This window comes from Streptomyces sp. Ncost-T10-10d (assembly GCF_900091955.1).
Taxonomy (GTDB): Bacteria; Actinomycetota; Actinomycetes; order Streptomycetales; family Streptomycetaceae; genus Streptomyces.
Genome location: NZ_FMDF01000230.1, coordinates 1 through 24,970 on the forward strand (window position 1 = coordinate 1; position 24,970 = coordinate 24,970).

Annotated in this window: 25 protein-coding genes, 1 tRNA gene and 2 pseudogenes; 14 read left to right on the forward strand and 14 right to left on the reverse strand. The window is 68.7% G+C overall.

Translation table 11 applies throughout. The features are described 5' to 3' along the window. Positions 1 to 7: 7 nt before the first annotated feature. From GA0115254_RS41820 to GA0115254_RS41835, 4 genes are all read right to left on the reverse strand, one after another. Positions 8 to 1,219 carry an ABC transporter permease gene (locus GA0115254_RS41820; RefSeq protein ID WP_093900495.1) on the reverse strand — a complete coding sequence of 404 codons (1,212 nt, stop codon included), beginning with the start codon at positions 1,217 to 1,219 and terminating at the stop codon, positions 8 to 10. Further along, positions 1,216 to 1,968 carry an ABC transporter ATP-binding protein gene (locus tag GA0115254_RS41825; protein ID WP_176740519.1) on the reverse strand — a complete coding sequence of 251 codons (753 nt, stop codon included), beginning with the start codon at positions 1,966 to 1,968 and terminating at the stop codon, positions 1,216 to 1,218. The genes GA0115254_RS41820 and GA0115254_RS41825 overlap by 4 nt, the downstream gene beginning before the upstream one ends. Next, complete coding sequence (locus GA0115254_RS41830; RefSeq protein ID WP_093900496.1) at positions 1,965 to 3,296, reverse strand: peptidoglycan-binding domain-containing protein; 1,332 nt, start codon at positions 3,294 to 3,296, stop codon at positions 1,965 to 1,967. Before GA0115254_RS41830 ends, GA0115254_RS41825 begins: the two co-directional genes overlap by 4 nt. Positions 3,297 to 3,360: 64 nt before the next feature. Next, positions 3,361 to 3,939, reverse strand: coding sequence for a hypothetical protein (locus GA0115254_RS41835; RefSeq protein WP_093900497.1), 579 nt, complete (start codon positions 3,937 to 3,939; stop codon positions 3,361 to 3,363). A gap of 695 nt (positions 3,940 to 4,634) precedes the next feature. On the opposite strand from GA0115254_RS41835, the gene GA0115254_RS41840 reads away from it, so the two are divergent. After that, on the forward strand, positions 4,635 to 5,138 hold the full coding sequence (locus tag GA0115254_RS41840) for an FBP domain-containing protein (protein WP_093900498.1): 504 nt from the start codon (positions 4,635 to 4,637) through the stop codon (positions 5,136 to 5,138). Positions 5,139 to 5,311: 173 nt separating this feature from the next. Then, positions 5,312 to 6,370 carry an NAD-dependent epimerase/dehydratase family protein gene (locus tag GA0115254_RS41845; protein ID WP_093900499.1) on the forward strand — a complete coding sequence of 353 codons (1,059 nt, stop codon included), beginning with the start codon at positions 5,312 to 5,314 and terminating at the stop codon, positions 6,368 to 6,370. Here GA0115254_RS41845 and GA0115254_RS47110 read toward each other — a convergent pair. Beyond that, positions 6,354 to 6,660: pseudogene (locus GA0115254_RS47110) on the reverse strand (ATP-binding protein); the annotation flags it as partial. The gene GA0115254_RS41845 and the pseudogene GA0115254_RS47110 overlap by 17 nt on opposite strands. 199 nt (positions 6,661 to 6,859) lie before the next feature. On the opposite strand from GA0115254_RS47110, the gene GA0115254_RS41855 reads away from it, so the two are divergent. From GA0115254_RS41855 to GA0115254_RS41865, 3 genes are read left to right on the forward strand one after another with little or no spacing between them, the layout of a single operon-like run. After that, positions 6,860 to 7,567, forward strand: a complete 708-nt coding sequence (locus tag GA0115254_RS41855) for a glycosyltransferase family 2 protein (RefSeq protein ID WP_093900500.1) — start codon at positions 6,860 to 6,862, stop codon at positions 7,565 to 7,567. After that, complete coding sequence (locus GA0115254_RS41860) at positions 7,564 to 8,187, forward strand: TIGR04282 family arsenosugar biosynthesis glycosyltransferase (RefSeq protein WP_093900501.1); 624 nt, start codon at positions 7,564 to 7,566, stop codon at positions 8,185 to 8,187. The genes GA0115254_RS41855 and GA0115254_RS41860 overlap by 4 nt, the downstream gene beginning before the upstream one ends. A 23-nt stretch (positions 8,188 to 8,210) precedes the next feature. Next, positions 8,211 to 9,089, forward strand: a complete 879-nt coding sequence (locus tag GA0115254_RS41865; RefSeq protein ID WP_176740520.1) for a class I SAM-dependent methyltransferase — start codon at positions 8,211 to 8,213, stop codon at positions 9,087 to 9,089. Positions 9,090 to 9,108: 19 nt separating this feature from the next. Here GA0115254_RS41865 and GA0115254_RS41870 read toward each other — a convergent pair whose 3' ends face one another. The 4 genes from GA0115254_RS41870 to GA0115254_RS41885 all read right to left on the reverse strand — a co-directional run bounded on the left by GA0115254_RS41870 (position 9,109) and on the right by GA0115254_RS41885 (position 13,492). Then, positions 9,109 to 9,867: a twin-arginine translocation signal domain-containing protein gene (locus GA0115254_RS41870; protein WP_256103096.1), complete on the reverse strand. Its 759-nt coding sequence runs from the start codon at positions 9,865 to 9,867 to the stop codon at positions 9,109 to 9,111. Continuing rightward, positions 9,864 to 10,355 (reverse strand): hypothetical protein, encoded by a 492-nt coding sequence (locus GA0115254_RS41875; protein ID WP_093900502.1) that lies wholly within the window; start codon positions 10,353 to 10,355, stop codon positions 9,864 to 9,866. The genes GA0115254_RS41870 and GA0115254_RS41875 overlap by 4 nt, the downstream gene beginning before the upstream one ends. 12 nt (positions 10,356 to 10,367) lie before the next feature. Next, entirely contained in the window at positions 10,368 to 12,605 is a 2,238-nt protein-coding gene (locus GA0115254_RS41880) for a glycoside hydrolase domain-containing protein (RefSeq protein ID WP_093900503.1), read from the reverse strand. A gap of 389 nt (positions 12,606 to 12,994) precedes the next feature. Continuing rightward, entirely contained in the window at positions 12,995 to 13,492 is a 498-nt protein-coding gene (locus GA0115254_RS41885) for a hypothetical protein (RefSeq protein ID WP_093900504.1), read from the reverse strand. On the opposite strand from GA0115254_RS41885, the gene GA0115254_RS45100 reads away from it, so the two are divergent. The 3 genes and pseudogenes from GA0115254_RS45100 to GA0115254_RS41900 all read left to right on the forward strand — a co-directional run bounded on the left by GA0115254_RS45100 (position 13,493) and on the right by GA0115254_RS41900 (position 14,957). Further along, positions 13,493 to 13,729 (forward strand): hypothetical protein, encoded by a 237-nt coding sequence (locus GA0115254_RS45100; RefSeq protein ID WP_176740521.1) that lies wholly within the window; start codon positions 13,493 to 13,495, stop codon positions 13,727 to 13,729. It begins immediately after the preceding gene. A gap of 219 nt (positions 13,730 to 13,948) precedes the next feature. Then, positions 13,949 to 14,673 (forward strand): annotated as a pseudogene (locus GA0115254_RS41895) (DUF3631 domain-containing protein); the annotation flags it as partial. A gap of 26 nt (positions 14,674 to 14,699) precedes the next feature. Continuing rightward, positions 14,700 to 14,957, forward strand: coding sequence for a hypothetical protein (locus GA0115254_RS41900; RefSeq protein ID WP_370741028.1), 258 nt, complete (start codon positions 14,700 to 14,702; stop codon positions 14,955 to 14,957). A 92-nt stretch (positions 14,958 to 15,049) separates the two neighbouring features. Here the strand turns inward: GA0115254_RS41900 and GA0115254_RS41905 are convergent. Next, a tRNA-Pro gene (locus GA0115254_RS41905) sits at positions 15,050 to 15,123 on the reverse strand. 99 nt (positions 15,124 to 15,222) lie between these two features. Beyond that, positions 15,223 to 16,161 (reverse strand): metallophosphoesterase, encoded by a 939-nt coding sequence (locus GA0115254_RS41910; protein ID WP_093900505.1) that lies wholly within the window; start codon positions 16,159 to 16,161, stop codon positions 15,223 to 15,225. 79 nt (positions 16,162 to 16,240) lie between these two features. Between GA0115254_RS41910 and GA0115254_RS41915 the strand changes: the two genes are divergently transcribed. Next, positions 16,241 to 16,705 carry a GatB/YqeY domain-containing protein gene (locus GA0115254_RS41915; RefSeq protein ID WP_093900506.1) on the forward strand — a complete coding sequence of 155 codons (465 nt, stop codon included), beginning with the start codon at positions 16,241 to 16,243 and terminating at the stop codon, positions 16,703 to 16,705. Between the two features lie 97 nt (positions 16,706 to 16,802). On the opposite strand, the gene GA0115254_RS41920 is transcribed toward GA0115254_RS41915, so the two are convergent. Next, positions 16,803 to 19,052, reverse strand: coding sequence for a transglycosylase domain-containing protein (locus GA0115254_RS41920; RefSeq protein WP_093900507.1), 2,250 nt, complete (start codon positions 19,050 to 19,052; stop codon positions 16,803 to 16,805). Positions 19,053 to 19,438: 386 nt separating this feature from the next. Here GA0115254_RS41920 and GA0115254_RS41930 point away from each other — a divergent pair, with 386 nt between their 5' ends. Continuing rightward, positions 19,439 to 19,789: a WhiB family transcriptional regulator gene (locus tag GA0115254_RS41930; RefSeq protein WP_176740522.1), complete on the forward strand. Its 351-nt coding sequence runs from the start codon at positions 19,439 to 19,441 to the stop codon at positions 19,787 to 19,789. Between the two features lie 13 nt (positions 19,790 to 19,802). Here the strand turns inward: GA0115254_RS41930 and GA0115254_RS41935 are convergent, their stop codons facing one another. Both GA0115254_RS41935 and GA0115254_RS41940 read right to left on the reverse strand, forming a co-directional pair. Next, positions 19,803 to 21,212: an ATPase BagB gene (locus GA0115254_RS41935; RefSeq protein WP_093900510.1), complete on the reverse strand. Its 1,410-nt coding sequence runs from the start codon at positions 21,210 to 21,212 to the stop codon at positions 19,803 to 19,805. Next, on the reverse strand, positions 21,209 to 22,195 hold the full coding sequence (locus GA0115254_RS41940) for an ATPase BagA (RefSeq protein ID WP_093900511.1): 987 nt from the start codon (positions 22,193 to 22,195) through the stop codon (positions 21,209 to 21,211). Before GA0115254_RS41940 ends, GA0115254_RS41935 begins: the two co-directional genes overlap by 4 nt. A gap of 71 nt (positions 22,196 to 22,266) precedes the next feature. Here GA0115254_RS41940 and GA0115254_RS41945 point away from each other — a divergent pair, with 71 nt between their 5' ends. From GA0115254_RS41945 to GA0115254_RS41960, 4 genes are all read left to right on the forward strand, one after another. Beyond that, a complete protein-coding gene (locus GA0115254_RS41945) occupies positions 22,267 to 22,425 on the forward strand; it encodes a DUF4177 domain-containing protein (protein ID WP_003967454.1) in 159 nt (52 codons plus the stop codon). Then, positions 22,425 to 22,895 (forward strand): RidA family protein, encoded by a 471-nt coding sequence (locus tag GA0115254_RS41950; RefSeq protein ID WP_093900512.1) that lies wholly within the window; start codon positions 22,425 to 22,427, stop codon positions 22,893 to 22,895. The genes GA0115254_RS41945 and GA0115254_RS41950 overlap by 1 nt, the downstream gene beginning before the upstream one ends. Before the next feature lie 252 nt (positions 22,896 to 23,147). Further along, positions 23,148 to 24,056, forward strand: coding sequence for an NUDIX hydrolase (locus tag GA0115254_RS41955; protein WP_093900513.1), 909 nt, complete (start codon positions 23,148 to 23,150; stop codon positions 24,054 to 24,056). Continuing rightward, entirely contained in the window at positions 24,053 to 24,883 is an 831-nt protein-coding gene (locus GA0115254_RS41960; RefSeq protein ID WP_093900514.1) for an MBL fold metallo-hydrolase, read from the forward strand. The genes GA0115254_RS41955 and GA0115254_RS41960 overlap by 4 nt, the downstream gene beginning before the upstream one ends. Positions 24,884 to 24,970 lie beyond the last annotated feature (87 nt).

Sequence of the window (24,970 nt, forward strand, 5' to 3'; positions counted from 1 at the left end):
GCGCCCGTCACGTCCCCGTGAGCGCCTCGGTGGGGGCGAGACGTCCGGCCCGAACCGCCGGGTAGAGGCCCGCGATCCCCCCGATCGCCAGGGTGACGGCGATGCCCGCCGCCGCGGACCACATCGGTACCTCGGTCGGCCAGCCCCGGGCATACGCGTACCCGGCGGTGATGACAGTACCCAGCACCATGCCGCCGAGACCGCCCAGCGCGGACAGCAGCAGCGACTCCGTGACGAACTGGCCCCGGATCTGGCCGCCGGTGGCGCCCAGCGCCCTGCGCAGACCGATCTCCGGACGCCTCTCCAGCACAGAAATGATCATGGTGTTGCCCACGCCGACCCCGCCCACCAGCAGCGCGACCCCGCCGAGTCCCAGCAGCAGCCCGGTCAGCGCGGACTCGGTCGCCTCCCGTGCGGCCAGCGCATCGGAGGGCCGGGAGATCATCACCTCGTTGGGTTCGGCCGGATTCGCCGTCGCCGCGAGCACATCGCGCACGGCCGTCACCTGGTTGTTCCGGGCGCGTATGTAGATGTTCGACGGGTGGCCGTCGAAGTGCAGATACGTCTGCGCGGCCCGCCAGCCGACCAGCGCCGAGCTGTCGATCTCCGGCGCCAGCGGCACCGGATCGAGCACACCGACCAGGGAGAACCACTTCCCGCCCAGCCACAGGCGCATCCCGGGCGTGTATGCGTCCAGCCGCCGGGCCGCCTGGGAGCCGAGAACCACGGCCGGGTAGTCCTCGGTCGCAGACTCCAGCCATCTGCCCGTTTCGACGTGTCCGCCGATGGCGGGCAGGAGCCGCGGCCCGGCCGCGGCCACCTGAACACTGCTGGTGCGTCCGACCGGCACATGCTCATTGCGGTAGACCGCGGTGTCCTCGATCGCGCCGACTGCCGCCACCTGCTGCACCGGTCCGATTCGCCCGATCATGCGCACGGCCTCTTCGGGGAGGCTGCTCTTCCTGCCGTCGGGAGTCTGCCCGGGGGCGACCCGCAAAAGATTGGTCCCCAGTCTGTCGAGCCTGCGGTCGACCTCGGCCCGGCCGGAGCTGGAGATACCGACGACGGCGACCATCGCGGCGACACCGATCGCAATGCCGAGCGCCGACAGGAACACCCGCAGGGGACGGGTACGCAGACCGGTTCCGCCGAGCCGGAAGACGTCGGCCGGGCGCAGCCGGGCGGGGCGCAGCGCGATGACGTGCCTCGGGCGGCTCATCGCTCGGTTCCCGTACGGGGCAGGCGGGGCAGGACGAGACCGCTGTCGGCGAGTATCCGGCCGTCGCGCATCTCCACCCGCCGGTCGAACACCGCGGCCATCTCCCGGTCGTGCGTGATGACCACCACCGTGGTGCCGGCCGCGTGCAGCTCGCACAGGAGCTCCAGCACCGCCGCACCGGAGGCGGAGTCGAGGTTGCCGGTGGGCTCGTCGGCGAGCAGAAGGGCCGGCTCGCCGATCACTGCCCGGGCGACCGCGGCCCGCTGCCGCTCGCCACCGGAGAGCTGGTGGGGAAGGTGACCGATCCGGTGGTCGAGCCCCACCCGGGCGAGCGCCTCCGCTGCCCTGCGGCGGCGTTCCCGCAACGGCACGCCCGCGTACAGGAGGCCGTCGGCGACGGTGTCCAGCACGGGCACCCCCACGGCCAGGTGGAACTGTTGGAACACAAAGCCGATCCGTTGCGCCCGCAGTGCGGAGATCTCACCGTCGGACAGCCCGGCGATGTCGTGGCCGTCCACGGTCACCCGGCCGCTCGAGGGCCGGTCGAGGGTGCCCATCAGATGGAGCACCGTCGACTTCCCCGAACCGGAGTGGCCGACGACGGCGACGAGTTCTCCGTACGTGATGGCGAGGTCGACGTCGCTGACCGCGGTGACATGGCCGGGGTAGCTCTTCGACACGGCCGCGAACTCGACGACGGGTCTGCCCGCGAGCGGGCCGGATGGGCGCGATGGTCGTGCCGAGGTCACCTGGGGATCCTCACCTTCATGCCCTCGCGGATGTGGGGGCCGCTCACCTCGACCAGGCCGTTGGCGAACAGACCGGTCTTGACCGGTACGAAGCGGCCGGTGCCGCCGCCGTCGCTGCCTTCGGCGAGTTCCAGTCCGTGGCCGCCCTCGGCCAGGGCGACCAGGGCGGCGACGGGAACGGTGAGCACGTCCTTGTGCTGGGTGACCACATGACGGACCGTGACAGGCCCGCTCTCCAGCCTGCCCAGAGAGCTCTGGTCGTCGAAGGTGATCACGACGGATACGGTGGCTGCCTTCGCCCCGGAGCCGTCGCCCCCGCCTCCGTCCGCGCCGCCGGAACCGTCCGCGCCCCCGCTGCTGCCCGCGCCCCCGCCACCGGGCGCGGAGGCGTCCTTGCCCACTTGGGTGACCTTCCCCTTGACCGAACGCCCGTCAGGGAGCTCCACTGTGACCTCGCTGCCCTGCCGCGCCCAGTTCATGTCGGAGGCGGGGGCAGCCACGTCGACCATGCGCGAGGTGCTCGTGTAACTCAGCGGATTGCCGACGGCATCGGCCCCGACCCGCACACCGGTGCTCGCGATACGGACCGGACCGGGTGCGTAGACGACGTCCCCGGCGTCGACGCTGCCGGTCTGCGGCAGGCCGAGATCCTTCTGCCAGCGCTCGACTGCGGCGGCGGTCAGCGAGGAGTACGTCTCGTCCACGGTGAAGCCCGAGTAGCCGAGGGCGCTGAGGTTGGTCTCGAATTGGTTGACGTCCATACCGTGCAGCGGCACGGGCTGCTGCTGAGCGTCGCCGCCCCGACCGGCTGCGGCACCACTGGCACCATGTGAGCGTCGGCCGTCTGCACCATTGCTCCCAGCGGTCTCGCCGCCCGGGGCGCCGCCGTCGCCACCGCTGTCGCCGCTTCCGGCGGCCGCACCTTCAGCTTCCGTCATGCCCAGGCCGCGGTACATGGGCAGACTGCCGTACAGCAGCACCACCGGGCGATCGTCGACACGCAGTACCGTCTCGCCGCGCCGCACGATCCTGTTCGATTCGGGCAGCCAGGTCACCGTTCCGCTCTTCTTGATCTGGAACGGAACCTCAGGCCCGTGTCCGAGGCGGCCGTCGATCTCGGTCCGGTCGGTCAGCGTGCCCCGGGCGACCCGAACCGCCTGGCCGCCGGACCCCCGGCCGCCCGCACCGTCAGCACCCGTGCCGCCCCCGCCCAGCCCCAGGGCTCCGACCACGCCGACCGCGACGACCAGCAGAATTCCGGACCCCAGGATGACGGGTCCGCGCCTGCGCCGTCCGACCCTCCGGTCGTCCGCGCCCCTCTCCGTCACGTCTCCCCCACCGCTGTCGGCTGATCGCCCGTGCCCTTCACGACGTTCATGGCGCCCGGTTCCATCAGCCCTCGGGTGTGGGTGCGTCGTCCGGGATACCGATGATCGGGGCGCACACGCGCGCGGCCCGCTTGGCACCCGCCGAAGCCGAGTCCCAGGGGGATTCCTGGAAGTGGCCGTCGGTACCGGTGTCGGGGAAGTCGGGCGCTCCGTGCTCCTGCATGCACTTCGCGTACTGCCGGTTCTTCCCGATCTCCTCCTCGGAGAGTTCGGGCTGCTGCTCCTTGAGGACGCTCTCGGGGATGGGCAGGCTGAGGCTCGCGCACTTCTCCTGAGCCCTGAGGGCTTTCGGATCACGCTTCCACTTGGAATGGTCGCCGAAATCGACCCTGCCCCTGGAGTCGGGATCGGGGATGTCGAACCCCTCGTCGCGCAGGCATTCGACCCACTTCCGCTGCCCCTCGACATAGCCGGCCAGCTCGCTCGAACCGCTCTTGGCGGCCGTAGCACCGGGCTTGCCGTTCGACGCCGAGGCGACCTCGTTCCCGCTGTTCCCGCCGCCTCCGCAGCCGGTCACGGTCAATGTCACCACCGACACCACTCCGATCAGCAGCCTTTCCCCGTACCACTGGCGCGCTGTCATGCTCATGGGCTCCTCGCACATTGGCCGTCGCCCGGCTTCCGCTCCGGCCGGACGGCGACGAATGTAGGACCGCGCCCATGAAGGACCTATGAAGAAGCCATCAAGAACTCTTCCGGGACCGCTCCGGGCCGGCGGACGGCCAAAACCGTCGGCCCTGACGACCAGCGCCCTCTGTGGTGGCGAACCCGTATCGGGGTTGCCATCACAGAGGGCGCTGGTCGTAGATCTACGAGGGTCAGTTGTGGCCGAACCTCCGCTGCTTCCGGTGGGAGACCTGTTCTGAGATCGAGTGCACCGTGTCCTGGGCAGCCGTTGGCTGCGTCGGCTGTTCCTTCGTCTCCGGAGCAGCGCTGCGTTCGTGGCCGCCGGTGCGGGCACCTCGGTTCTGCCGACTCTGCTTCTTGCCCACGATCGTGCCTCCTGTAACGGATCTCGGACGATGGGCCAGTACCAGATTCGCATGTGAGTGCGAAAGGTGCATCTCGGGCACCCGCTGCCGAGTGCGCTTGTCCCGACGCGGGCGGCAGGGCCTGGCCGCAGGCCGGGTATCCGCCCCTTTGCGGACCGGATCCGCGCCGCATGGGCGTCCGGTCGGCGGGGCACGACCCCGGAGAAGGCCGACCCTCGGCCGGGCGTTCACCACGCCGGGAAATTGAGATGCGGGCCGGTCGGGGACGGACGTAGGGTCGGCGCCCGTGGAACCGCTCAGTGAGAAACAGATCCGCTCATCCTTCGTGAACTGCACCAAGGGTGAGGCGGCACGGCTTCGGCTGCCGCTCGACTTCGACGAACTGCCCTGGGAGGACCTGGACTTCTTGGGATGGGTGGACCCTGGAGCGCCGCTGCGGGCACACCTCGTGGTGCCCCGCGCACAGGGTCCGCTGGGGATATCGCTGCGTGTGCCCTCCGCGAGGCGTACCAGCGCCGTGAAGTCCAGCATGTGCCAGATCTGCCTGACAGGTCACGCCTCTTCCGGGGTCTCCCTGCTCGCTGCTCCCTTGGCGGGCGCCCGGGGCCGCGAGGGCAACACGGTCGGTATCTACATCTGCGCAGACCTCGCCTGCCCCCTGTATCTGAGGGACAAGCGGCAGCCGAAGCTGCGTTCCGGGCGGTACGAGGAGTCCCTGACGCTGGACGAGCGCCTCGCGCGCATGTCGGGCAATCTGGATGCCTTCGCGGCCAAGGTCGCCGCGGCGTAAGCCCTTACGAGCACAGTCCGTCACCCCGTAAGGAAGCAGAATCGTCCGACGGGGGAGGGGGAGGCCTGTCCCGGCCGGGCCGGGACGAGCCGGGGGTCGGCCCGCTTCCTTACGGCTCTCCGCCGTGCGCGCGTACCGGGACGTGGTGCCGCCCGGTCCGTACGGTGGGGCGCATGCGTGTACTTGTGACGGGCGGTGCGGGGTTCATCGGGTCGCACATCGTCGAGGCCCTGATCTCCCGTGGGCATGAACCGGTCGTGCTGGACAGCCTGCTCCCGACCGCGCACCGGAGCGTCACCGGGCCGCCGGAGCTGGGCGGTGCCGCATGGGTGCGCGGGGACGTACGAGACCGGGACGTGGTGCGGCAGGCGTTGAGCGGGGTGGACGCGGTGTGCCATCAGGCCGCGATGGTCGGTCTGGGAAAGGACTTCGGGGACGCGCCCGACTACGTCGGTTGCAACGACCTCGGGACCGCCGTGCTGCTCGCCGCGATGGCGGAGACCGGCGTGGAGCGGCTGGTGCTCGCCGGGTCGATGGTCGTGTACGGCGAGGGGCGCTACGAGTGTCCTGGCCACGGGTGGGTGCGGCCCGGTCCGCGCGCCGAGCAGGATCTCGTGGCGGGGCGGTTCGAGCCTCTGTGCCCACAGTGCGGTGCGGAGCTGTCGCCCGGGCTGGTGGGGGAGGACGCCCCGGCTGATCCGCGCAATGTCTACGCGACGACCAAGCTGGCCCAGGAACACCTGGCGGCCGCATGGGCCCGTACCACCGGTGGTCGTGCGGTGTCCTTGCGCTACCACAACGTGTACGGCCCTCGGATGCCCCGCGACACCCCCTACGCCGGGGTGGCTTCCCTCTTCCGTTCGGCACTCGCGCGGGGGGAGGCGCCCAGAGTCTTCGAGGACGGCGGACAGCGCCGGGACTTCGTCCATGTCCGGGACGTGGCCGCAGCCAACGCGGTGGTGCTCGAAGCCATCGATGTCCGGGTGCCCGGAGCCCTGACTTCGTACAACACCGGCAGCGGCGAGCCGCACACGGTGGGAGAGATGGCGGCGGCCCTCGCGGCCGGGCACGGTGGGCCGTCCCCGGTGGTGACCGGGGAGTTCCGGCTCGGGGACGTACGGCACATCACGGCCGACTCCAGTCGTCTGCAGTCGGAGCTGGGCTGGCGGCCCGAGGTCGGATTCGCCGAGGGCATGGCCGAGTTCGCCACGAGCCGGCTGCGGGGAGGGTGACCTCGAAGCGGCAGCCGCCCGTCGCGTTCCGCACGTCGGCGCGGCCCGCGTGGGCCCCGACGATGCCCTTGACGATCGCGCGGCCGAGGCCGAGGCCGAGGCCTGCGCCGGGCCGGCGGGGTGCGGGCCTCGGTGCCGCGCCGGCCGGTGCCGAGGACGCGGCGGGGGTCGTCGGCGGGGATGCCGCCGCCACCGTCCGTGGCTACGCGGACGACGGAACCGGCGCGGAGTTCGGCGTCGACCGCGACCGTGCCCTCGGTGGGGGTGCGGCGGATGGCGTCGACGAGCACGGTGAAGCCCGCGCTCCAGACAGCCGGTCACCACTTCGGCGACGGTCGGACCGTCGTCCACGACAGGACGTGCTGCGCTGTGCATGAGGCCAGCCTCGCACCGGGTTCCGGCCGACGGAGGCCCCGAAGTGGCGCAGAGGAGCGATGTCCGCGTTTCGTAAGGACTTCGGATCCCTTGTGCCCGGTTCGGATTCGTACGGTGAAATCCGTGACCGAATCGAATTCCGCGGCTCCGTACGCGGTGAACGTTGTCCTGCCCTGTCTGGACGAGGCAGGGGCCCTGCCCTGGGTCCTGGAACGGATCCCGCCCGGCTGGCGGCCGATCGTCGTCGACAACGGATCGACCGACGGATCCCCGGAGATCGCCCGTTCTCTCGGTGCCACCGTGGTGAGCGAGCCGAGGCAGGGCTTCGGCGCAGCCTGCCATGCGGGTCTGCTCGCGGCGGAAGCGGACATCGTCTGCTTCTGTGACTGCGACGCCTCGCTCGACCCCGGCCTGCTCACCTCCTTCGCGACCCAAGTGGCCTCAGGAGAAGCCGACCTGGTTCTGGGGCGGCGGCGACCGCAGTCCCGCGGGGCCTGGCCTCCGCACGCCCGTGCGGGCAACCTCGCTCTCGCCCGGATGCTCCGCCGTCGCACCGGTCTGCGCCTGCACGACCTGGGCCCGATGCGGGCCGCGCGCCGCGAGGCGCTGCTTTCCCTCGGCCTCACCGACCGGCGCAGCGGCTACCCGCTCCAGATGGTGGTGCGCGCCGCCGACGCCGGCTGGCGGGTGCGGGAGAGAGACGTCCCGTATCTGCCCCGCACGGGGAAGTCGAAGGTCACCGGAACGTGGCGGGGCACCTGGCACGCGGTACAGGACATGCGGAAGGTGCTGGCCGAGGAGCCGCTGGAGGCGGCCCGGTGAGCACCGTGCTGGTCATCGCCAAGGAACCGGTGCCGGGCCGGGTGAAGACCCGGCTCACTCCGCCCTTCAGCCCCTCGGAGGCGGCCCGGCTCGCCGAGGCCGCTCTCGCCGACACCCTGGATGCGGTGCTCGCCACGCCCGCCGACCGCCGAGTCCTGGTCCTGGCAGGGAATCCCGGCGCCTGGCTGCCCGTCGGCTTCGAGGTGGTGCCGCAGTGTCCGGGCGGGCTCGACGAACGGCTGGCCACGGCCTTCTCCCGATGTACCGGGCCGACACTGCTGATCGGCATGGACACCCCGCAGGTGACCCCGGCACTCCTGGCCACCGGACTGGAATTCGAGCGTTGCGACGCCTGGTTCGGACCGGCGGATGACGGCGGCTTCTGGGCCCTCGGGCTCGCCGCGCCGGACCCGGATCTGCTGCGCGGCGTCCCCATGTCCGTACCGGAGACCGGGAGGGCGCAGCGCCGTCGGCTGACGGAGGCCGGTCTCACCGTCCGGGACCTGCCCGCGCTGCGGGACGTGGATACCGCCGCCGACGCCCTTGCGGTGGCGGGGAAGGTCCCGGGCAGCCGCTTCGCCGTGCTGCACGCGGCACTGACCGGAACAGGTGCCGGGTGAGCGCCCTGGATTCGTCACGGCCCGTGGAATCCGTCGAACCCGTGGAGTTCCTGGCATTTGTGCGGTCCTTGGATTCGCTCCGGGACTGGCGGGCCGACCCGTACACCGACGCCCCGCGTTCCGGGCGCGGCCCGCTCTTCCTGCGATGCGGTGACGGCTGGTTGCTGCCCCTGGAGATCGAGCGCTGGTGTGCGACGGCGGCCAGCGCCGACAACACCGCGCCGGCCCGGTGCAGGGGCCCGGTGCTCGACATCGGGTGCGGGCCGGGGCGGCTGGTGACGGCCCTGGCCGCGCTCGGCCGTCCCGCGCTCGGCATCGATGTGAGTCAGGAGGCGGTCGACCGTACGGTCCGGGGCGGCGGGGCGGCGCTGTGCCGCTCCGTCTTCGATCCACTGCCCAGCGAGGGGCGGTGGGGGACGGTGCTGCTCGTCGACGGGAACACGGGCATCGGTGGTGACGCCGCGGCTCTGCCCGCGCGAACGGCCGAGCTGGTGGGCCCTGACGGCGTGGCCATCGTGGAGGCCGCCGCCCTCGACGTGGACGAGCGGGTCGACGTACGGGTCGTCGACGGGCGGGGAACGCGAGGAACCGCGTTTCCCTGGGCCCGGGTAGGGATACGGGCCCTGTCGGCGTACTCGGAGTCCACGGGCTGGACGGCGGCCGGCCCCTGGCAGGCCGAGGACCGCTGGTTCCTTGAGCTCCGGCGTCGCAGAACGAGCCTCCGTACGATGTGCTTCGTTCTTCGGCCGACATCGATCCGCGGCGGCCAGGGCTGCGGGCGGGGGTGGACGACAGGACGGCTCCACAGGTGTCGGACGACGTCTCGGACGTCGTCGTGGTGCAGTGGCGTGCCGAGTCGTACGTCCACCAGCAGTCGTGCCTGCGCTCCCGCCCGCCCTTGACCTGTTCCCAACCCGGCAGCTACGAGGAGGCCTGCTGCTCGCGGGCCAGCGACTTGGCAGCACTGCGACGCCTACCAGACAGCACATCCACCGGGCCGCCGGCTCCCTTGCCGGGCACTTCGCTCCACCCGCGGAGCTTGCAGACCACCTTGGTCAGTAGTTGATCGCCGGGCTTCACGTCGAGGTAGAAAAGGGACTCGTCGGGCCTCTTGTCGTCTGCACCCCAGCGCACGACACCTTGCAGCTCGGCGAGGATGTCGCGGATCACGATTTGCTGCTGGGGGAAGAAACCGCCCTTCGTGCCGAGCGGGTAGTGACCCGGCCGGATCTGTACGGCGGTTCCGGAGGCCTGGTTGGCCTCGGCCAGGCCCCGGCGCACCGCGTTCGGCCTGCGCCAGCCGACCACATCGCCCTTGCGCAGGGCGTCCACCTCGTAGTGGAACCGGCGGATGACGTGCACGAGCACGGTTTCCGCATCGCCGATCCGTACCGCTACTCCCTCGATGGGTGTGCCAGGGACTGGGCGCGTCCACACTGTCCCGCCGTTGTCGGTGACCATTTCCATCTCCCAGCCGTTGGGGCTGGACTTTCCGTTCCGGCTGCGCTTGCGACGCTCCAGGGCTCGGCGGGCCGCTTCCCTGATGTGCTTGGGCTCGTTGTACCTGTCTGCTGCGTGGGCCGGGGAGGCGAGGTACTCGGAGAAGGGCAGCGATGCCGCTGCCGTGGTGCCCGCGATCACGGCGGTCCGGGCGAGGAACGTACGGCGAGATATGTTCACTGATGCCTTGTCTCTCTCTTGAATTCCTTGGTGACCCGGCGCTCGGATTCCAGTGCGGTGAAGCCGCCCAGTACGACGGCGGTGAGGGCGAGACCCGCCGCCACAGGATTGAGGTAGCCGGGCACGCCTGCCAGATACGTGGTGCCGTTCCCGACGTGGCATCCGAGCCCGAGTGGGATGTAGGTCGGCCGATAGGAGTCGATCTCCATGACGTGTGCAGGGCCCACAGCTTTCTTGCACGCGAGGTCCCGTCGCGTCTCATCGAGCGTCACCAGGTGTATGGCACCCCAGACGTAGGAGCTGACGGCCCCCGCTGCCGCGAAAGCGGCGAGCGAGCGGAGGAGCACCAGAGTGCCGGAGTGCCTGATCCCGTTGCGCGCCAAAGCCGTGCAGGCGTAGACGCCGAGAATGCCGACGACCAGCAGCCCGACGAAGATGATGAGGACCAGTGCGAGTGTGCTGTGCCCTGCGTACGGGTCGGTTGCCACGACTGTTCCTTACTACATCCGGGAGAGGGCGTTGTATTTCTCGAAGATCTGGTAGAGCGCCATGCGCTTGGTCGCGTGCTCTTCCGCCTCGTTGCCCCAGCCTTGGTAGCGGCGCAGGATCTGGAAGATCTCGAACTGGGTGTAGTTCAGGCTCATGGCGCGCATGACGGTTTCGCCGCTGGGCGGATTGCTGCCGCCGGGCTTGCCGCCGGCGTCCCACAGGTGGATGAGCGAGACGGTTTTGACGGCGTAGGCTTTGTCCTGATTGACCCGCTGCCACATGGTCCAGATGTCGGCGTCCTTGGCCGGGTCGAGAACAGTGCCGCTGACGAATCCCTTTTCGATGCCGTAGTTCCAGGCGCGGATGCCGACATCGCCACTGATCTGCGCGATTCCGGTGGAGGAATCACGGACCGGTGTCATACCACCGCCGATTCCCGTGTGGTAATAGGCGACCGCGTGGTCCACGGCCTGATCGATCAAGTCGTAGTGGCGCATCTCCCAGTACGTGGAGGTCTGGATCAGCGACTTGCGCATGTTGTATTGGCGCGACAGATCGGTGATCAGCGAATCCTGGGCGAGGACCGTGTCGAGGCACTCGGTGTGCGTGAAGATGCGGTTGCCGTCCTCGTTGGCAAAACCGATCGACTGCATGTACGAGCCGATGTTGTTGTTCAGGACCTGGTAGTAGCCCATCGCGAAGCCGGTGTCGGGCCCGTCGGCACGTGGTGCGTTGAAGGACCCCTCGCCGATGTCGCGGCCGGAGGCGATGTCGTGGTCGACGTTGATGGCGGCGTCTCCCGTACCGAGGGTCCGGGTGACGATCTGGTCGTAGGCCCAGTTCGGCGGCAGCGGATAGCCGTAGTTCCCCGAGAAGCCGCTGGACATGTCAGAGACGAAGCTCGCGGTGGCGTGGCCTGCCTCGGAAACGCGGATACATACGTTGCGCGGCCCGTAGACGCCGACGCGGTAGGAGTTCCCCGATATGGCCATGGCGTCTTCGATGCCCTTGAAATAGGGCAGGATGTTGTCGCTGACTTCGTAGTCGTATGCGTCGAAGTCGACCGCGAAGAAGATACGAGCTCCGGACTTGAAGCCGTGCCGTTCGGCTGCATTGATGGCGGCGAAACCGTCGGCGTTTCCGGATGGGTAATTGAATCCGACGGCGTCTCGCCCATATGTCTGGTAAATCGGGAAGCAGCGTAGCCCGTAGTCCGAGATGGTCTGGAGCTCGCCCGGCTGGATCTCCTTCTCAGGGAGGGAGGTCGTGCTGGGGTTGAGCAGGTAGCGGCCGACGTACTTGATGCCCTCGGCTTTCAGAGTTGCCGCACGGGCCGGTGTCACCTTGGTGATTCCGTCGCATGCCTCACCCCTCCGATTCTGGTCACCGTAGGAAACGAGTAGGGATGCCCAGGTAGCGAAATCCCCCTTCCCGGTGACCGGGAGGTTGACGAATGTCTGGAATGCGGCTGTCTCCCCTGCGAGGGCGCTGCCGAAGGAGCTCGTGAAGCTCACGGCGGAACGGCCGTTGAGAATCATCGCGGCGCTGAACAGCTGTGTCCAGGTGCCGCTGGAACCTTCGGTGAGGGTGTGGTCCGCCAGGCCGGATCTGGTTCCCGGGCCGAATACGCCGTTGGCGACGCCGTCGGCCATGCCGAGTTCGTACTGGACGGCGTACAGCATGGACTGGGACACGGTGCGGGAGTGGTGGCCGTCGCAGGGGATGACGTAGAAATCCTTGCGCAGGATGTACCGGCCGTTCAGCCACTGCTGAATCGAGCGGATGGCGCCCGAACCGTTGCTGACGGTGACGTAGGCGTCCATGTTGAACAGGCCCTTGGCGACTTTCGGCCACACGGCACTGCCCGGGTAGGTGACACTCAGACCCATGTCCTGGTTCAGCTTTGTGACGGCGGCCTTGACCCGGGAGTTGTAAGTGCCGTCGATCTCACCGCCGTCGTAACCCTTGCAGTACAGGGCGGACTGGATGATTCGGCAGAAGTTCGCCGAGGGGATGGTTGTTTCGTCCAGCTTTCCGTACTTCTCTCCAATCGCCGACAGAGTGGCCGGGCCGAAGGAGTCGGACAAGGCGGTGATACCCATTTCGTACTGGAGCGCCCGAGTCAGGGCATACATCGTGGGCCATCCGGTCACGCCGTTCTCGTTCAGCTTTGATATGCCGAGCGTCGCACCGTTGTTGTAAGTCGTGTTCACAAACCTTTGGGCGAGACGAACCATCTCGTCGGCCATGAGCTGTCTCCTGGTATTTGGGTGCGAATGAAAAGGGGGGAGGCCGGTCGAGCTGAAGCCCCCTGACCGTGGGCAGCGGGTGGATGAACTGCGGGGGCGAGATCTGGCTGCAGCGGGCTTTTCTACGACCGTCGCCGGCCGAAGCTGTCGGTGAAACAGCGGAAGTCGAGTTGCCCAGGCATTGCGGGGAGCGGCAGTGCCCCGACCCCGCGTGGGCGGCGCTCTGCTCCGGGTTACGAAAGCGGGGCGCCGCCCATGTGATCAGACATGCTGTGAATGCTCAGAACAGTTCGATGACTGCTGCTCTCGCTGCTGACTGCGACGCGGTGTCGGCGCGTTGTGGCAGGAGGTGAGAGGGTGGCCAACTGCTCACTGTCGGCGTCTGTCTGTCAGTACCACGCCGTGCAGCGCTTGGTTCCTCCTGCTGTGGGCGTCACGCATGCCCGTACCTGCTTGGTGGAAGGGTTGTAGTACATGGGTGTCCATGTCGTGTAGGTGTTGGCGGTGCCTGCCTTCTTCACTGTCCAGCCGCTCGCACCTGCAGTTTTCTTGCCCAAACCTGTTTCGCACGACCCTCCACCCTTGTCGCAGCGCTCCACCGTGATGTTGTAGGCGGGTGGAATGCTGAGGTATTCGAGGCGCGCCCAGCCGTATTGGTCCCCGTCGGTTTTTCCCCAGCGCAATTCAAGATGATTTGAGTTGCCCAGATCGGTGTCGTACGGGGTGACCGGACCCGACTGCCACGTCTGAATGTTCGGATCGTGGCCATCGCACTGATATCCACTGCATGTCGCGGCCTGTGCCGATCCGGGAACGGCGATCCCCAATGCCAGAGTGACGATTACGGATCCGAAAATGGTGGCGATTCGGGATTTGTAATGCCGCATATGGCTCTCCTCTGGATTTTCGAGCGGGTAACGACGGAATCGTCTGACGGTCACCGACGGTTAAAGCTGGTGACTGTCGGTGCATATCGAGTGAGTCTACGTGCAGAACTCGCAAATAAGCAATGGGGAATTGGTGGGACCGCCTCCGCTTTGAGTGAAGAATTTCCGGAAGAATTCTTTGATCGCAATCAAAGTTTCCTTTATGTGGAAAAGGTGCGGATCGTGGCTATATATTGAAGCTTTCCAGCCCCGCTCCGGAGCGTGGTGAAGAACGAGGAAGGCCTTCACGAAGTCGGTGATCCGGTTCGTGCCGCAGCGGAGCTTCCGTGGCAGTCGCCGGCCCTTCGAAGTGGCCATGGTCTGTTCGTCGAGGCGGCGAACCTTGTGCCGCCGCTGCCATCCAGGTGCGACGCGGACTATGCGGCCGGCGGTCACGCGAAGCGAATCGCGGCCCTGGAGCCCGGATCAGGTAAGTCCCGCCGCCTGGAGATCGCCGAGACCTTGACCTCGCGCGCCTCAGTACCGAGTCGGCATCCGCGAACGCCCTGTACCGGCTGGTCGACGCCCCTGACGGGCGGCCCACCGTCCTGTTCGACGAGGTTGACACGATCTTCGGACCCGCGGCCGGGGACAACGAGGCCCAGCGCGGATTCCTCAACTCCGGCTACCGGCCCATCGGCAGTGCTATCCGCTGCGTCCGTGACGGCTCGAACCAGACTGCCGCCGCATTCTCCAGCTACTGCACCGTCGCAATGGCCGGACTCGGCTCGCTGCCGACACGATCCTGACGCATTCCGTCATCGTCCGGATGCGCAAGCGCCCCCAACGAGAGCGTGGAGCCCTACCGTCAGCACCAACGAGAAGCAGGGCGATGCCCTGCGTGACCATCTCGGCACCGCGTTTTCCAGGGCGCCGACCGCATACCCACCGCCCTGATCCTCGAACTCCTCCTTGCGCCGGACGAGTCCCTCTGGGGCGACCTCGACGGGCGCCCCCTCTCCTCCCGCGCCCTCTCCCGCATGCTCAGTGACTGCGTCACCAGCGACAACAAGCCCATCAAGCCCCGTAGCATCCGTACCGCGAGCGGCGTCCCCAAGGGCTACTACGCCGCAGACCTCGCCGACACCCGGACCCGCCACTGCCCGCCCCCCACCACGTCCGCTGCATCCGCTGCACCGCAGGGCCAAAAACGCAGCGGACACGCTCGATGGAGCGGATCGCTCCCGCCACCGGCCGACCACGCCTCCATCATCAGAAGCGGCGAACCCCTCGACGCCACCAACGGGCGCTGCTCTCGGACCTGGGCATCCCGCTGGAGCGGATCGCGATGCCGGTGGGGCACAGCAGTCAGGAGACCACGGAAGCCGTCTCCCGCAAACAGCTCCGCCCCGTGATCATGCAGGGAGCAGAGGTGATGGACGAGATCTTCGGGTTCGAGGACAGTCGCGGCGACAGCGAGGCCTGATCAGAAGCCGTGGCCCCCGGTTTGGCCCCCTGGATACGACAGAGGGCGCGTACTAAATTTAGTACGCGCCCTCTGACCTGCTGTTTCAGCTGTCGGGGTGGCGGGATTTGAACCCACGACCTCTTCGTCCCGAACGAAGCGCGCTACCAAGCTGCGCTACACCCCGATGTCGCCGGTTTCCCGGCGACATCGATTACTTTAGCCCACCCGCGCCCTCAGACGAAATCCTGTTTATGCGCTGCCGAGGGCGAGGGTTCGTGGGTGCTCAGTCCTGGGGCGTCAGGGTCAGCAGGGTCGCCTCGGGCGGGCAGGCGAAGCGGACCGGGGTGTAGCGGTTGGTGCCGCAGCCTGCGGAGACGTGGAGGTAGGCGCGGTGGTTCTCGACGGAGTGGGTGGAGAGGCCCTTGACCCGGTCCGTGTCCAGGTCGCAGTTGGTGACCAGGGCACCGTAGAAGGGGATGCAGAGCTGGCCGCCGTGGGTGTGACCGGCCAGGATCAGGGGGTAACCCTCCGCCGTGAAGGCGTCCAGGGAGCGCAGGTAGGGGGCGTGGACCACGCCGATGGAGAGGTCGGCGCCCGTCTCGGGGCCGCCCGCCACCTCCGCGTAGCGGTCGCGCTTGATGTGCGGGTCGTCCAGGCCGGTGAAGGCGATCTCCAGGCCGTCGACCTTGAGGCGGCCGCGGGTGTTGGACAGGCCCAGCCAGCCCGCCTCGTCGAAGGCGTCGCGCATCGGTTCCCACGGGTTGTGGACGACGCCGACCGCGGGGGCGTTCCCGTTGAGGCCGTGCTTGCCCCGGGCCTTCTCGAAGAGGTAGCGGGCAGGGTTGCGGAGCTTGGGGCCGTAGTAGTCGTTGGAGCCGAAGACGTACACACCCGGGAACTGCATCAGCGGACCGAGCGCGTCGAGCAGCTCGGGTACGGCCTCGGGGTCCGAAAGGTTGTCGCCGGTGTTCACGACGAAGTCCGGGCGGAGGCCGGCCAGCGACTGCAGCCAGCCGCGCTTCTTGCGCTGGCCGCTCACCATGTGGATGTCGGAGACCTGGAGTACGCGCAACGGTCGTGCCCCGTACGGGAGTACGGGGATGGTGACCCGTCGCAGGCGGAACGAGCGGGCCTCGAATCCGGCGGCGTAGGCGAGGCCGACAGCGCCGACCGCTGCGCCGACTGCCGTGACTTTCAGGGGTACTCCGTAGCGTGCGCGCATGCGTCCATCGTCGCAGACACGGTGCGGCGGGAAGAAAACCGGCGGGCGGTCGGCACCCCGTACCTGCCACAATCAGCACATGACCACGCTCAAGTCCAAGCTCAAGGAAGACCTCACCACGGCCATGAAGGCGCGAGACGAGCTGACCTCGTCCACGCTCCGGCTGACCCTCACCGCCATCACGAAGGAGGAGGTCAGCGGCAAGACGGCGCGCGAGCTCTCCGACGACGAGGTGCAGAAGGTGATCGCCAAGGAGGCGAAGAAGCGCCGCGAGGCGGCCGAGGCCTTCGCCCAGGGCGGCCGGACCGAGCAGGCCGAGCGCGAGAAGGCGGAGGGCGAGCTGCTCGACGCATACCTGCCGAAGCAGCTGAGCGACGACGAGCTGGGTGCGATCGTGGCGTCCGCCGTCGAGGAGGCGAAGGCCGCCGGGGCCGCGGGGCCGCGGGCCATGGGCGCCGTCATGAAGATCGTGAACCCGAAGGTCGCGGGGCGCGCGGACGGCGGCCGGGTGGCCGCCGCGGTGAAGAAGCTCCTGGCCGGCTGAGGCCGCGCGACGTACGGGTCAGGGACGTACGAAGTGGGGCGCCCCGGATCGGGATCGATCCGGGGCGCCCCATCTTCATGTGCGTGAACCGTACGGGTCAGGGGCCCTGCGTACCGCCGTTGGTCTGACCGCCGCGGCCGCCGGTGTTCCCGCCGGTCAGGTCCGGCGGGATGCTCATGCCGGGGAACGGATTCTTGTCCCCGGGCTTCTTGCCGGGCTTGTTGCCCCCGGGACCCGGCCTGCCATGGTCCTCGTCATCGCCACGGCCCGCGTCATCGCCGTGCCGCTCCGGCGGGTCCGGGATGTTGACGGTGTTGAAGGCGGGGGCGGTCACCCCATTGAGGGCGCCCGTCATCGCGTCACGCCAGATCGGTCCCGGGACCTGTCCGCCGTACACCTTGTCCTGGTACACGCCGCCGATGGTGATGTGCTCCATCTCGACGCTCTGGGACGGGCTGCCGACCCAGACCGCGCCGGACATGTTCGGCGTGTAGCCGACGAACCAGGCGTTCTTACGGGCGTCGGTCGTACCGGTCTTGCCCGCGTTGTCGCGGCTCTGGAGGCCGGCCTCCTGACCGGTACCGGAGTCGACCACGCCGCGCAGCAGGGTGTTGATGGTGTCCGCCGTGGTCTGCGACATCGCCTGCGAGCAACTGGTCTTCGGTACGGGCAGCGAGGTGCCGTCCGCCGTCTTCACCGACTCGATGGCTATCGGTGTGCAGTACGTACCGCGGTTGGCGAAGGCGGCGTAGGCACTGGCCATCGTCAGCGGGGACAGCCCCTTCGAACCGAGCGCGATGGCGGGGGACTGGGGGAGCTTTTCACCATTGCCCTGTACCACGCCGAGCTTGTCGGTCATCCGTGTCACGGGGCAGAGGCCTATGTCCTCCACCATCTGGATGAAGTAGGTGTTGACGGACTTCTCCATCGCCTCCTTCAGCGCGTACGGACCGCGCTCCGACTCGTTCTCGTTCGGCACCCGCTCGCCGTTCAGGTTCACGTACGGCTTGTCGCAGGTCTGGACCGTCGGGTAGGGCATCTCGTACGGCGACGAATAGACCTGGGTCGCGGGCTTCCCCTGCGCTATGGCGGCTGCCGCGACGAACGGCTTGAACGTCGAACCGGTCGGGAAGCCGTAGTTCGAGCCGCCCATGCTCTTGTTGACCGAGTAGTTGTACTGGGTCTCGTCGGTCCCGAAGCCGTACGGCTTGGACTGGCCCATTCCCATGATCTTGCCGGTGCCCGGCTGGACCAGCGTCACGGCCGTCGCGACCTTGTCCGACTTGTAGACGTGACTCTTGATCGAGCTCTGCACCGACTGCTGGGACTGCGGGTCGAGCGTCGTCCGGACCGTCAGACCACCCCGGTTCCAGATCTTGGCCCGGTCCTCCTTGGTCTTGCCGAAGACCGGGTCGGAGAGGAAGACCTGACGTACGTAGTCACAGAAGAAGCCGGCTCCGCTGACGGCCGTGATGCAGCCGTTCTGCGGCTTCTTGACCTTCAGCTTGATCGGGTTCGACTTCGCCTTGTCGGCCTCGGCCTGCGAGATGTCACCGACGTCGGCCATGCGCTGGAGCACGGTGTTGCGGCGCTTGGTCGCCTCGGCGGTGTCGTTGACCGGGTCGTAGCGGCTCGGCGACTGCACGATGCCGGCCAGCAGCGCGGACTCCTCCAGCGTCAGGTCCTTCGCCGACTTGGAGAAGTAGCGCTGGGAGGCGGCCTCGACGCCGTACGCCTGCTGCCCGAAGAAGGTGATGTTCAGGTAGTTCGTCAGAATGCGCTTCTTGCCGAGCTTCTCCTCGACCTGGATCGCGTACTTCAGCTCCTGGATCTTGCGACCCATGGTCTGCTGAGTGGCCTGCGCGACCTTGTCGGGGTCGTCGCCGGCCTCCTCGACGAAGACGTTCTTCACGTACTGCTGCGTGAGGGTCGAGGCGCCCTGCGCGGTCCCGCCCTCCTGCACATTGCGGTTCAGCGCGCGCAGGATGCCCTTGAGGTCGATCGCCCCGTGCTCGTAGAAGCGGGCATCCTCGATCGCCACTATCGCCTTCTGCATGTACGGCGAGATGTCCTTCAGTTCGACCACCGTGCGGTCGCGCGAATAGACAGTGGCGATCATTCCGCCCTTGCTGTCCAGGATCGTGGTGCGCTGGCTCAGCGGTGGAGTGCGGAGATTGGCCGGGATCTCGTCGAATCCCTCGACCGTCCCCTTGGTGGCGAGACCCAGTGCTCCGGCGGCCGGCAGTGCGATGCCCGCGAGCACAACTCCGGCAAGTGCGGCGACACCGAGGAACTTGGCGGCCTGCTGGGTCGTCGTGAGACCCCCGCCCGAGCGCTTCTTTGGCATGGGGGCAGCCTACGTTCTCATTCGCCGGACACGCGTATATGCCTTGGCCTAAGCTGCTCTCAACTGTCACAGCAGTCCCATTGCGTATCAACCCCCGTGCACGATCCGGCCACGAGTTCAGGCACTCCCGAATTCGCCTCCTGTGTCATCGAACGTCCGTTGTGATCCAGGTGAACTGTCCTGATCCAGCCGGGACATTCAGGTATGTCCTCACCTCACTCCCCTGGGTGATCTGCCGCATACGCATAGTCCGTTCGGACCATTCAAGATTGGGCCCGAAGGGGGTGTTGTGCTGTCGCTGCCTTCCGTAACGTCCTCAACTGGCAGCGGTGAATATGCCGCTACCGCCGTGGGGGAGCCTCGATTCGGGAGAGGACGGCGCCGTGATGGGCTGGGTAACCGACTGGAGTGCGCAGGCAGCCTGCCGCACTACCGATCCGGATGAACTGTTCGTACAAGGGGCAGCGCAGAACAGGGCCAAGGCGGTGTGCACCGGATGCCCGGTGCGGACCGAGTGCCTGGCCGATGCGCTGGACAATCGCGTGGAATTCGGCGTGTGGGGCGGAATGACGGAGCGGGAGCGCCGCGCACTGCTGCGCAGGCGGCCCACCGTCACGTCCTGGCGCCGACTGCTGGAGACCGCACGCAGCGAGTACGAGCAGTCCACGGGCATCCTGCCCGTGGCGATCGGGCTGGACGACGACGAACTGCACGAGAGGTACGCCGCGGTGGGGTAGAGCGGACGGACGGCTACGCAGCTCCGGCCGGGGTGGAACCGGTCGCGAGCCGGTCACCGATGGCCCGAAGCCCCGCGAGGTCATGTACGTCCCCGGGCAGCGCGGCCACTTGGGTCACGGCGACCTCGGGGTGCAGCACGGTGAAGCGGTCGCGTGTGCGCTGTTCGCGCGCGACCACCTGCATCCGTTCCGCGTGCAGCCGCAACAGGGCTGCGGTCAGCTGCTCGACGGAAGCGGCCTCGGTCACGGTCTCGGTCCTGGTTGCGACTTCGGGAGCCGGTTCGGGATCCGGCTCGCAGTCTTCGATGTCCTCGTGCTCGGCAGGATCGGCAAGGGCTTCGGGAGAGGCGACCGACCAGTCGGCCGGGTCACGAAGTCCAGCCTTCCCGGCCGCCTGATCCACAATGCCGACCCCGTCAAGATTTTCTGCGGCCGCGAGTGCGAGCTCGGAGGGGAGCCGGGCGGCGTCGCTGCCATGGACGCGGTTGAGCACCATGCCGGCCAGCGGCATGTGTTCCGCGGCCAGCCGTTCCACGAAATACGCCGCCTCGCGCAGCGCGTCCCGCTCCGGTGTCGCGACGACGAGGAACGCCGTACCGGGCGCCTGCAGCAGTTTGTACGTGGCGTCGGCCCGGGTGCGGAAGCCGCCGAACATGGTGTCCATCGCTGCCACGAAGGTCTGTACGTCGCGGAGGAACTGACCGCCGAGCAACTTGCCGAGGGTGCCGGTCATCATCGACATGCCCACGTTGAGGAACTTCATTCCTGCCCGGCCGCCCATCTTCGCCGGGGCCATCAGCAACTTGATGAACTTTCCGTCCAGGAACGAACCGAGCCGCTTCGGTGCGTCCAGGAAGTCCAGCGCGGAGCGCGACGGCGGGGTGTCGACGATGATCAGGTCCCACTCGTTGCGCGCGCGCAGCTGCCCGAGCTTCTCCATCGCCATGTACTCCTGTGTGCCCGCGAAACCGGCCGACAGGGACTGGTAGAAGGGGTTCTCCAGGATCGCGCGGGCCCGTTCGCCGTCCGCGTGCGCCTCGACGATCTCGTCGAACGTCCGCTTCATGTCGAGCATCATGGCGTGCAGTTCCCCGGCGCCCTCGCCGTCGATGCCCGACACCCGGCGCGGGATGTTGTCCAGCGAGTCGATGCCCATGGACTGGGCGAGCCTGCGCGCCGGGTCGATGGTGAGGACGACGACCTTACGGCCGCGCTCGGCCGCCCGTACGCCCAGTGCCGCGGCGGTCGTGGTCTTGCCGACCCCGCCCGAACCGCAGCACACGACGATCCGGATGCCGGGGTCGTCGAGCAGTGCGTCGGTGTCCAGCGCGGGTGCGGGCGCGGTGGCCCTGTCTGCGGCCGAGTCCGAGTCCGAGTCCGAGTCCGTATCTGTGGCCGTGTCCGCGTCCGTGCCCTGTGTCATGTACCCACCCCTTGTCCCACCCCGTCACCCACGCCCTGCTTGCGCAGTTCGGTCGCCAGGTCGTAGAGCCCGGCCGGGTCCATGCCCTCGCCGATCAGCGGGAGTTCGTACCCCGGCAGCTCCAGGCCCGCGAGTACCTCGCGCTGCTCGCGCTCCAGCTCGACCCGCTGGGCGTGCTCGGCCGCCTGCTCGACCAGGGGGCGCACGAGCCCCGCGGAGCCGGTCACGCCCGCCCGGGTCAGCACCTTGGCGATCTCCTTGCGGCGGCCGCCCGCGGCGGTGCGCAGCGCGTCCTCGTCCAGCAGATGCGGGCGCACCATGTTCACGATGACCCGGCCGACCGGCAGTTCGGCGGCCCGCAGCTCCGCGATGCCGTCCGCGGTCTCCTGGACCGGCATCTCCTCGAGCAGCGTCACCAGATGGACAGCCGTTTCCGGGGACTTCAGCACCCGCATCACGGCCTGCGCCTGATTGTGTATCGGGCCGATCCGGGCCAGTCCCGCCACCTCGTCGTTCACATTGAGGAAGCGGGTGATGCGCCCGGTGGGCGGGGCGTCCATGATCACGTAGTCGTAGACGTACCGGTTCTGCTTGTCCTTGCGGCGTACGGCTTCGCAGGCCTTGCCGGTCAGCAGCACGTCCCGTACACCGGGCGCGATCGTGGTGGCGAAGTCGATCGCGCCGAGCTTCTTGAGCGCCCGGCCCGCGCTGCCGAGCTTGTAGAACATCTGGAGGTAGTCGAGAAGGGCGCGTTCGGCGTCGATCGCGAGGGCGTACACCTCGCCGCCGCCCGGCGCGACGGCGATCTTGCGTTCCTCGTACGGAAGGGACTCCGTCTCGAAGAGCTGGGCGATGCCCTGCCTGCCCTCGACCTCCACGAGGAGGGTCCGCCTGCCCTCGGCCGCGAGGGCGAGCGCGAGGGCGGCGGCGACCGTGGTCTTACCGGTACCACCCTTGCCGCTGACGACCTGGAACCTGCTCACGTATTCGAGCCTAACCAGTCGGGCCGCGGGCTACGCACGAGGCTGTGCGTGCCAGGTATTACAGTCGGGCCATGACCAAGTGGGAATACGCGACCGTGCCCCTTCTCGTGCACGCGACCAAGCAGATTCTGGACACCTGGGGCGAGGACGGCTGGGAGCTGGTCCAGGTCGTTCCCGGCCCGAACAACCCCGAGCAGCTCGTGGCCTACCTGAAGCGGGAGAAGGCGTAGTGGCGGGCACTGTCGAAGCGAAGCTCGCCGAACTCGGGCTGACGCTGCCGGACGTCGTACCGCCGCTGGCCTCGTACCAGCCGGCCGTGCAGTCGGGGGTGTACGTGTACACCTCCGGCCAGCTCCCGATGGTGGACGGCAAGCTCGCCGTCACCGGCAAGGTCGGTGCGGAGGTCACGCCCGACGAGGCCAAGGAACTGGCGAAGACCTGCGCGCTCAACGCACTGGCCGCCGTGAAGTCCGTCGCGGGCGACCTGGACCGGATCGCGCGAGTCGTGAAGGTCGTGGGCTTCGTCGCCTCGGCATCCGACTTCACCGGGCAGCCCGCCGTGATCAACGGCGCCAGCGAGCTGCTGGGCGCGGTCCTCGGCGACAAGGGCGTGCACGCGCGCAGCGCGGTGGGCGTCGCGGTGCTGCCGTTGGACGCGCCGGTGGAGGTCGAGGTCCAGGTCGAGCTGGTCGGGGCCTGAGCCGTAGGTCTGCTGCGGGTGGTCTGCCGGGGCCCGAGCCGCGGGTCGCGGACGGTCGCTCGCTGCCGTGACGCTGCGGCCCCCGGGGCCTGAGCCGTACGCCCGCCGTGGTCCTCGTTCGCCTGCTGCCGTCCCCTGTCGATTCTCTGATCCCGTCCGGTCGTGATGACCGGGCGGGATCATGTGTGTACGGGGCATGTACGGATCAACGTGCCTCTCGAACATCGTCGCGGTTCCGGATAGCCTCCGGCCATGTCCAATGGTCAGTGGTACCCACCGGAATGGCCCGACCGGATCCGGGCACTCGCCGCAGGCGAGCTGACGGCCGCGACCCCGAAGCGGGCCGCCACCGTGATGCTGCTCCGTGATCCTGCCGCTGACACCGGGGGCGGCCCCGCCGTCCACATGCTGCGCCGCCGCGCCTCCATGGCCTTTGCCGGCGGGGCGTACGCCTATCCGGGTGGCGGGGTCGACCCGCGCGACGACGACCGGCTGGTCGGCTGGGCCGGACCCGCGCTGGAGAGCTGGGCCGAGCGGCTTGGCGTGGGTACACCGGCCGAGGCGCAGGCCATCGTCTGCGCGGCGGTCCGTGAGACGTATGAGGAGGCGGGTGTCCTCCTCGCCGGCCCGACCGCCGACACGGTCGTCAGCGACACCACCGGCGCCGACTGGGAGGCCGACCGCGAGGCACTGGTCGCCCGCGAGCTTTCCGTCGCCGAGTTCCTGGACCGGCGTGGTCTGGTGCTGCGCTCCGATCTGCTGGGTGCCTGGGCGCGCTGGATCACCCCCGAGTTCGAACCGCGCCGCTACGACACCTGGTTCTTCGTCGCCGCGCTTCCCGAGGGCCAGCGCACCCGCAACGCCTCCACGGAGGCCGACCGCACGGTGTGGACAACGCCCGGGGAGGCCGCCGACGGGTACGACAGGGGCGAGTTGCTGATGATGCCGCCGACCGTGTCGACGCTGCGGGCGCTCAGGCCGTACGGGACAGCCGCCGAGGCCCTGAAGGCGGCGGAATCCCAGGACCTCACCCCCGTACTGGCACAGGCGCGGCTGGAAGGCGACGAGTTGGTGCTGAGCTGGCCGGGACACGACGAGTTCACCAAGCACATCCCGAGCGGGCCGACAGGTGCGGGCGGCGCGGGAGGTGAAGCCGTATGAGCGACGCGGCCGCGCTGCCCGGCCAGCCACGCGGCGGGGTGCTGTCCGGTCCTGCCACCACGCGTACCGTCAACGTCCTCGCCCCCAACGCCTCGGCGATGACGCTGGACGGCACCAACACCTGGATCGTCGCCGAGCCCGACTCCGACCTCGCGGTCGTCATCGACCCGGGCCCGCTGGACGACACACATCTGCGGGCCGTCATCGACACCGCCGAGCGGGCGGGCCGCCGGGTCGCGCTCACCCTGCTCACCCACGGGCACCCGGACCATGCGGAGGGCGCGGCGCGCTTCGCCGAGCTGACCCGGACCGAGGTGCGCGCCCTGGACCCGGCACTGCGCCTCGGCGGCGAGGGCCTGACCACGGGCGACGTGATCACCACCGGGGGCCTGGAGCTGCACGTCGTGCCGACCCCCGGGCACACTGCGGACTCGCTCTCCTTCCATCTGCCCGCCGACCGGGCGGTGCTGACGGGGGACACGATCCTCGGACGCGGCACCACGGTCGTCGCGCATCCGGACGGGCGGCTCGGCGACTACCTCGACTCGTTGCGGAGGCTGCGTTCGCTGACGGTCGACGACGGCGTGCACACGGTGCTGCCCGGGCACGGCCCGGTGCTGGAGGACGCTCAGGGCGCGGTCGAGTTCTACCTTGCACACCGCGCGCACCGGCTGGCCCAGGTGGAGACGGCGGTCGAGGCCGGACACCGGACGGCCTCGGAGGTGGTGGCGCAGGTGTACGCGGACGTGGACCGGTCTCTGTGGCCCGCGGCGGAACTCTCGGTCCTGGCGCAGCTGGAGTACCTCAGCGAGCACGGGCTGATCTAGGTCGGAACGGATATGCGCGAGGCCCCGCCGTGCGGCAGGGCCTCGCGTACGGAGATGGCGTCCGGTCGGGGCCGACCGGCAGGCCGG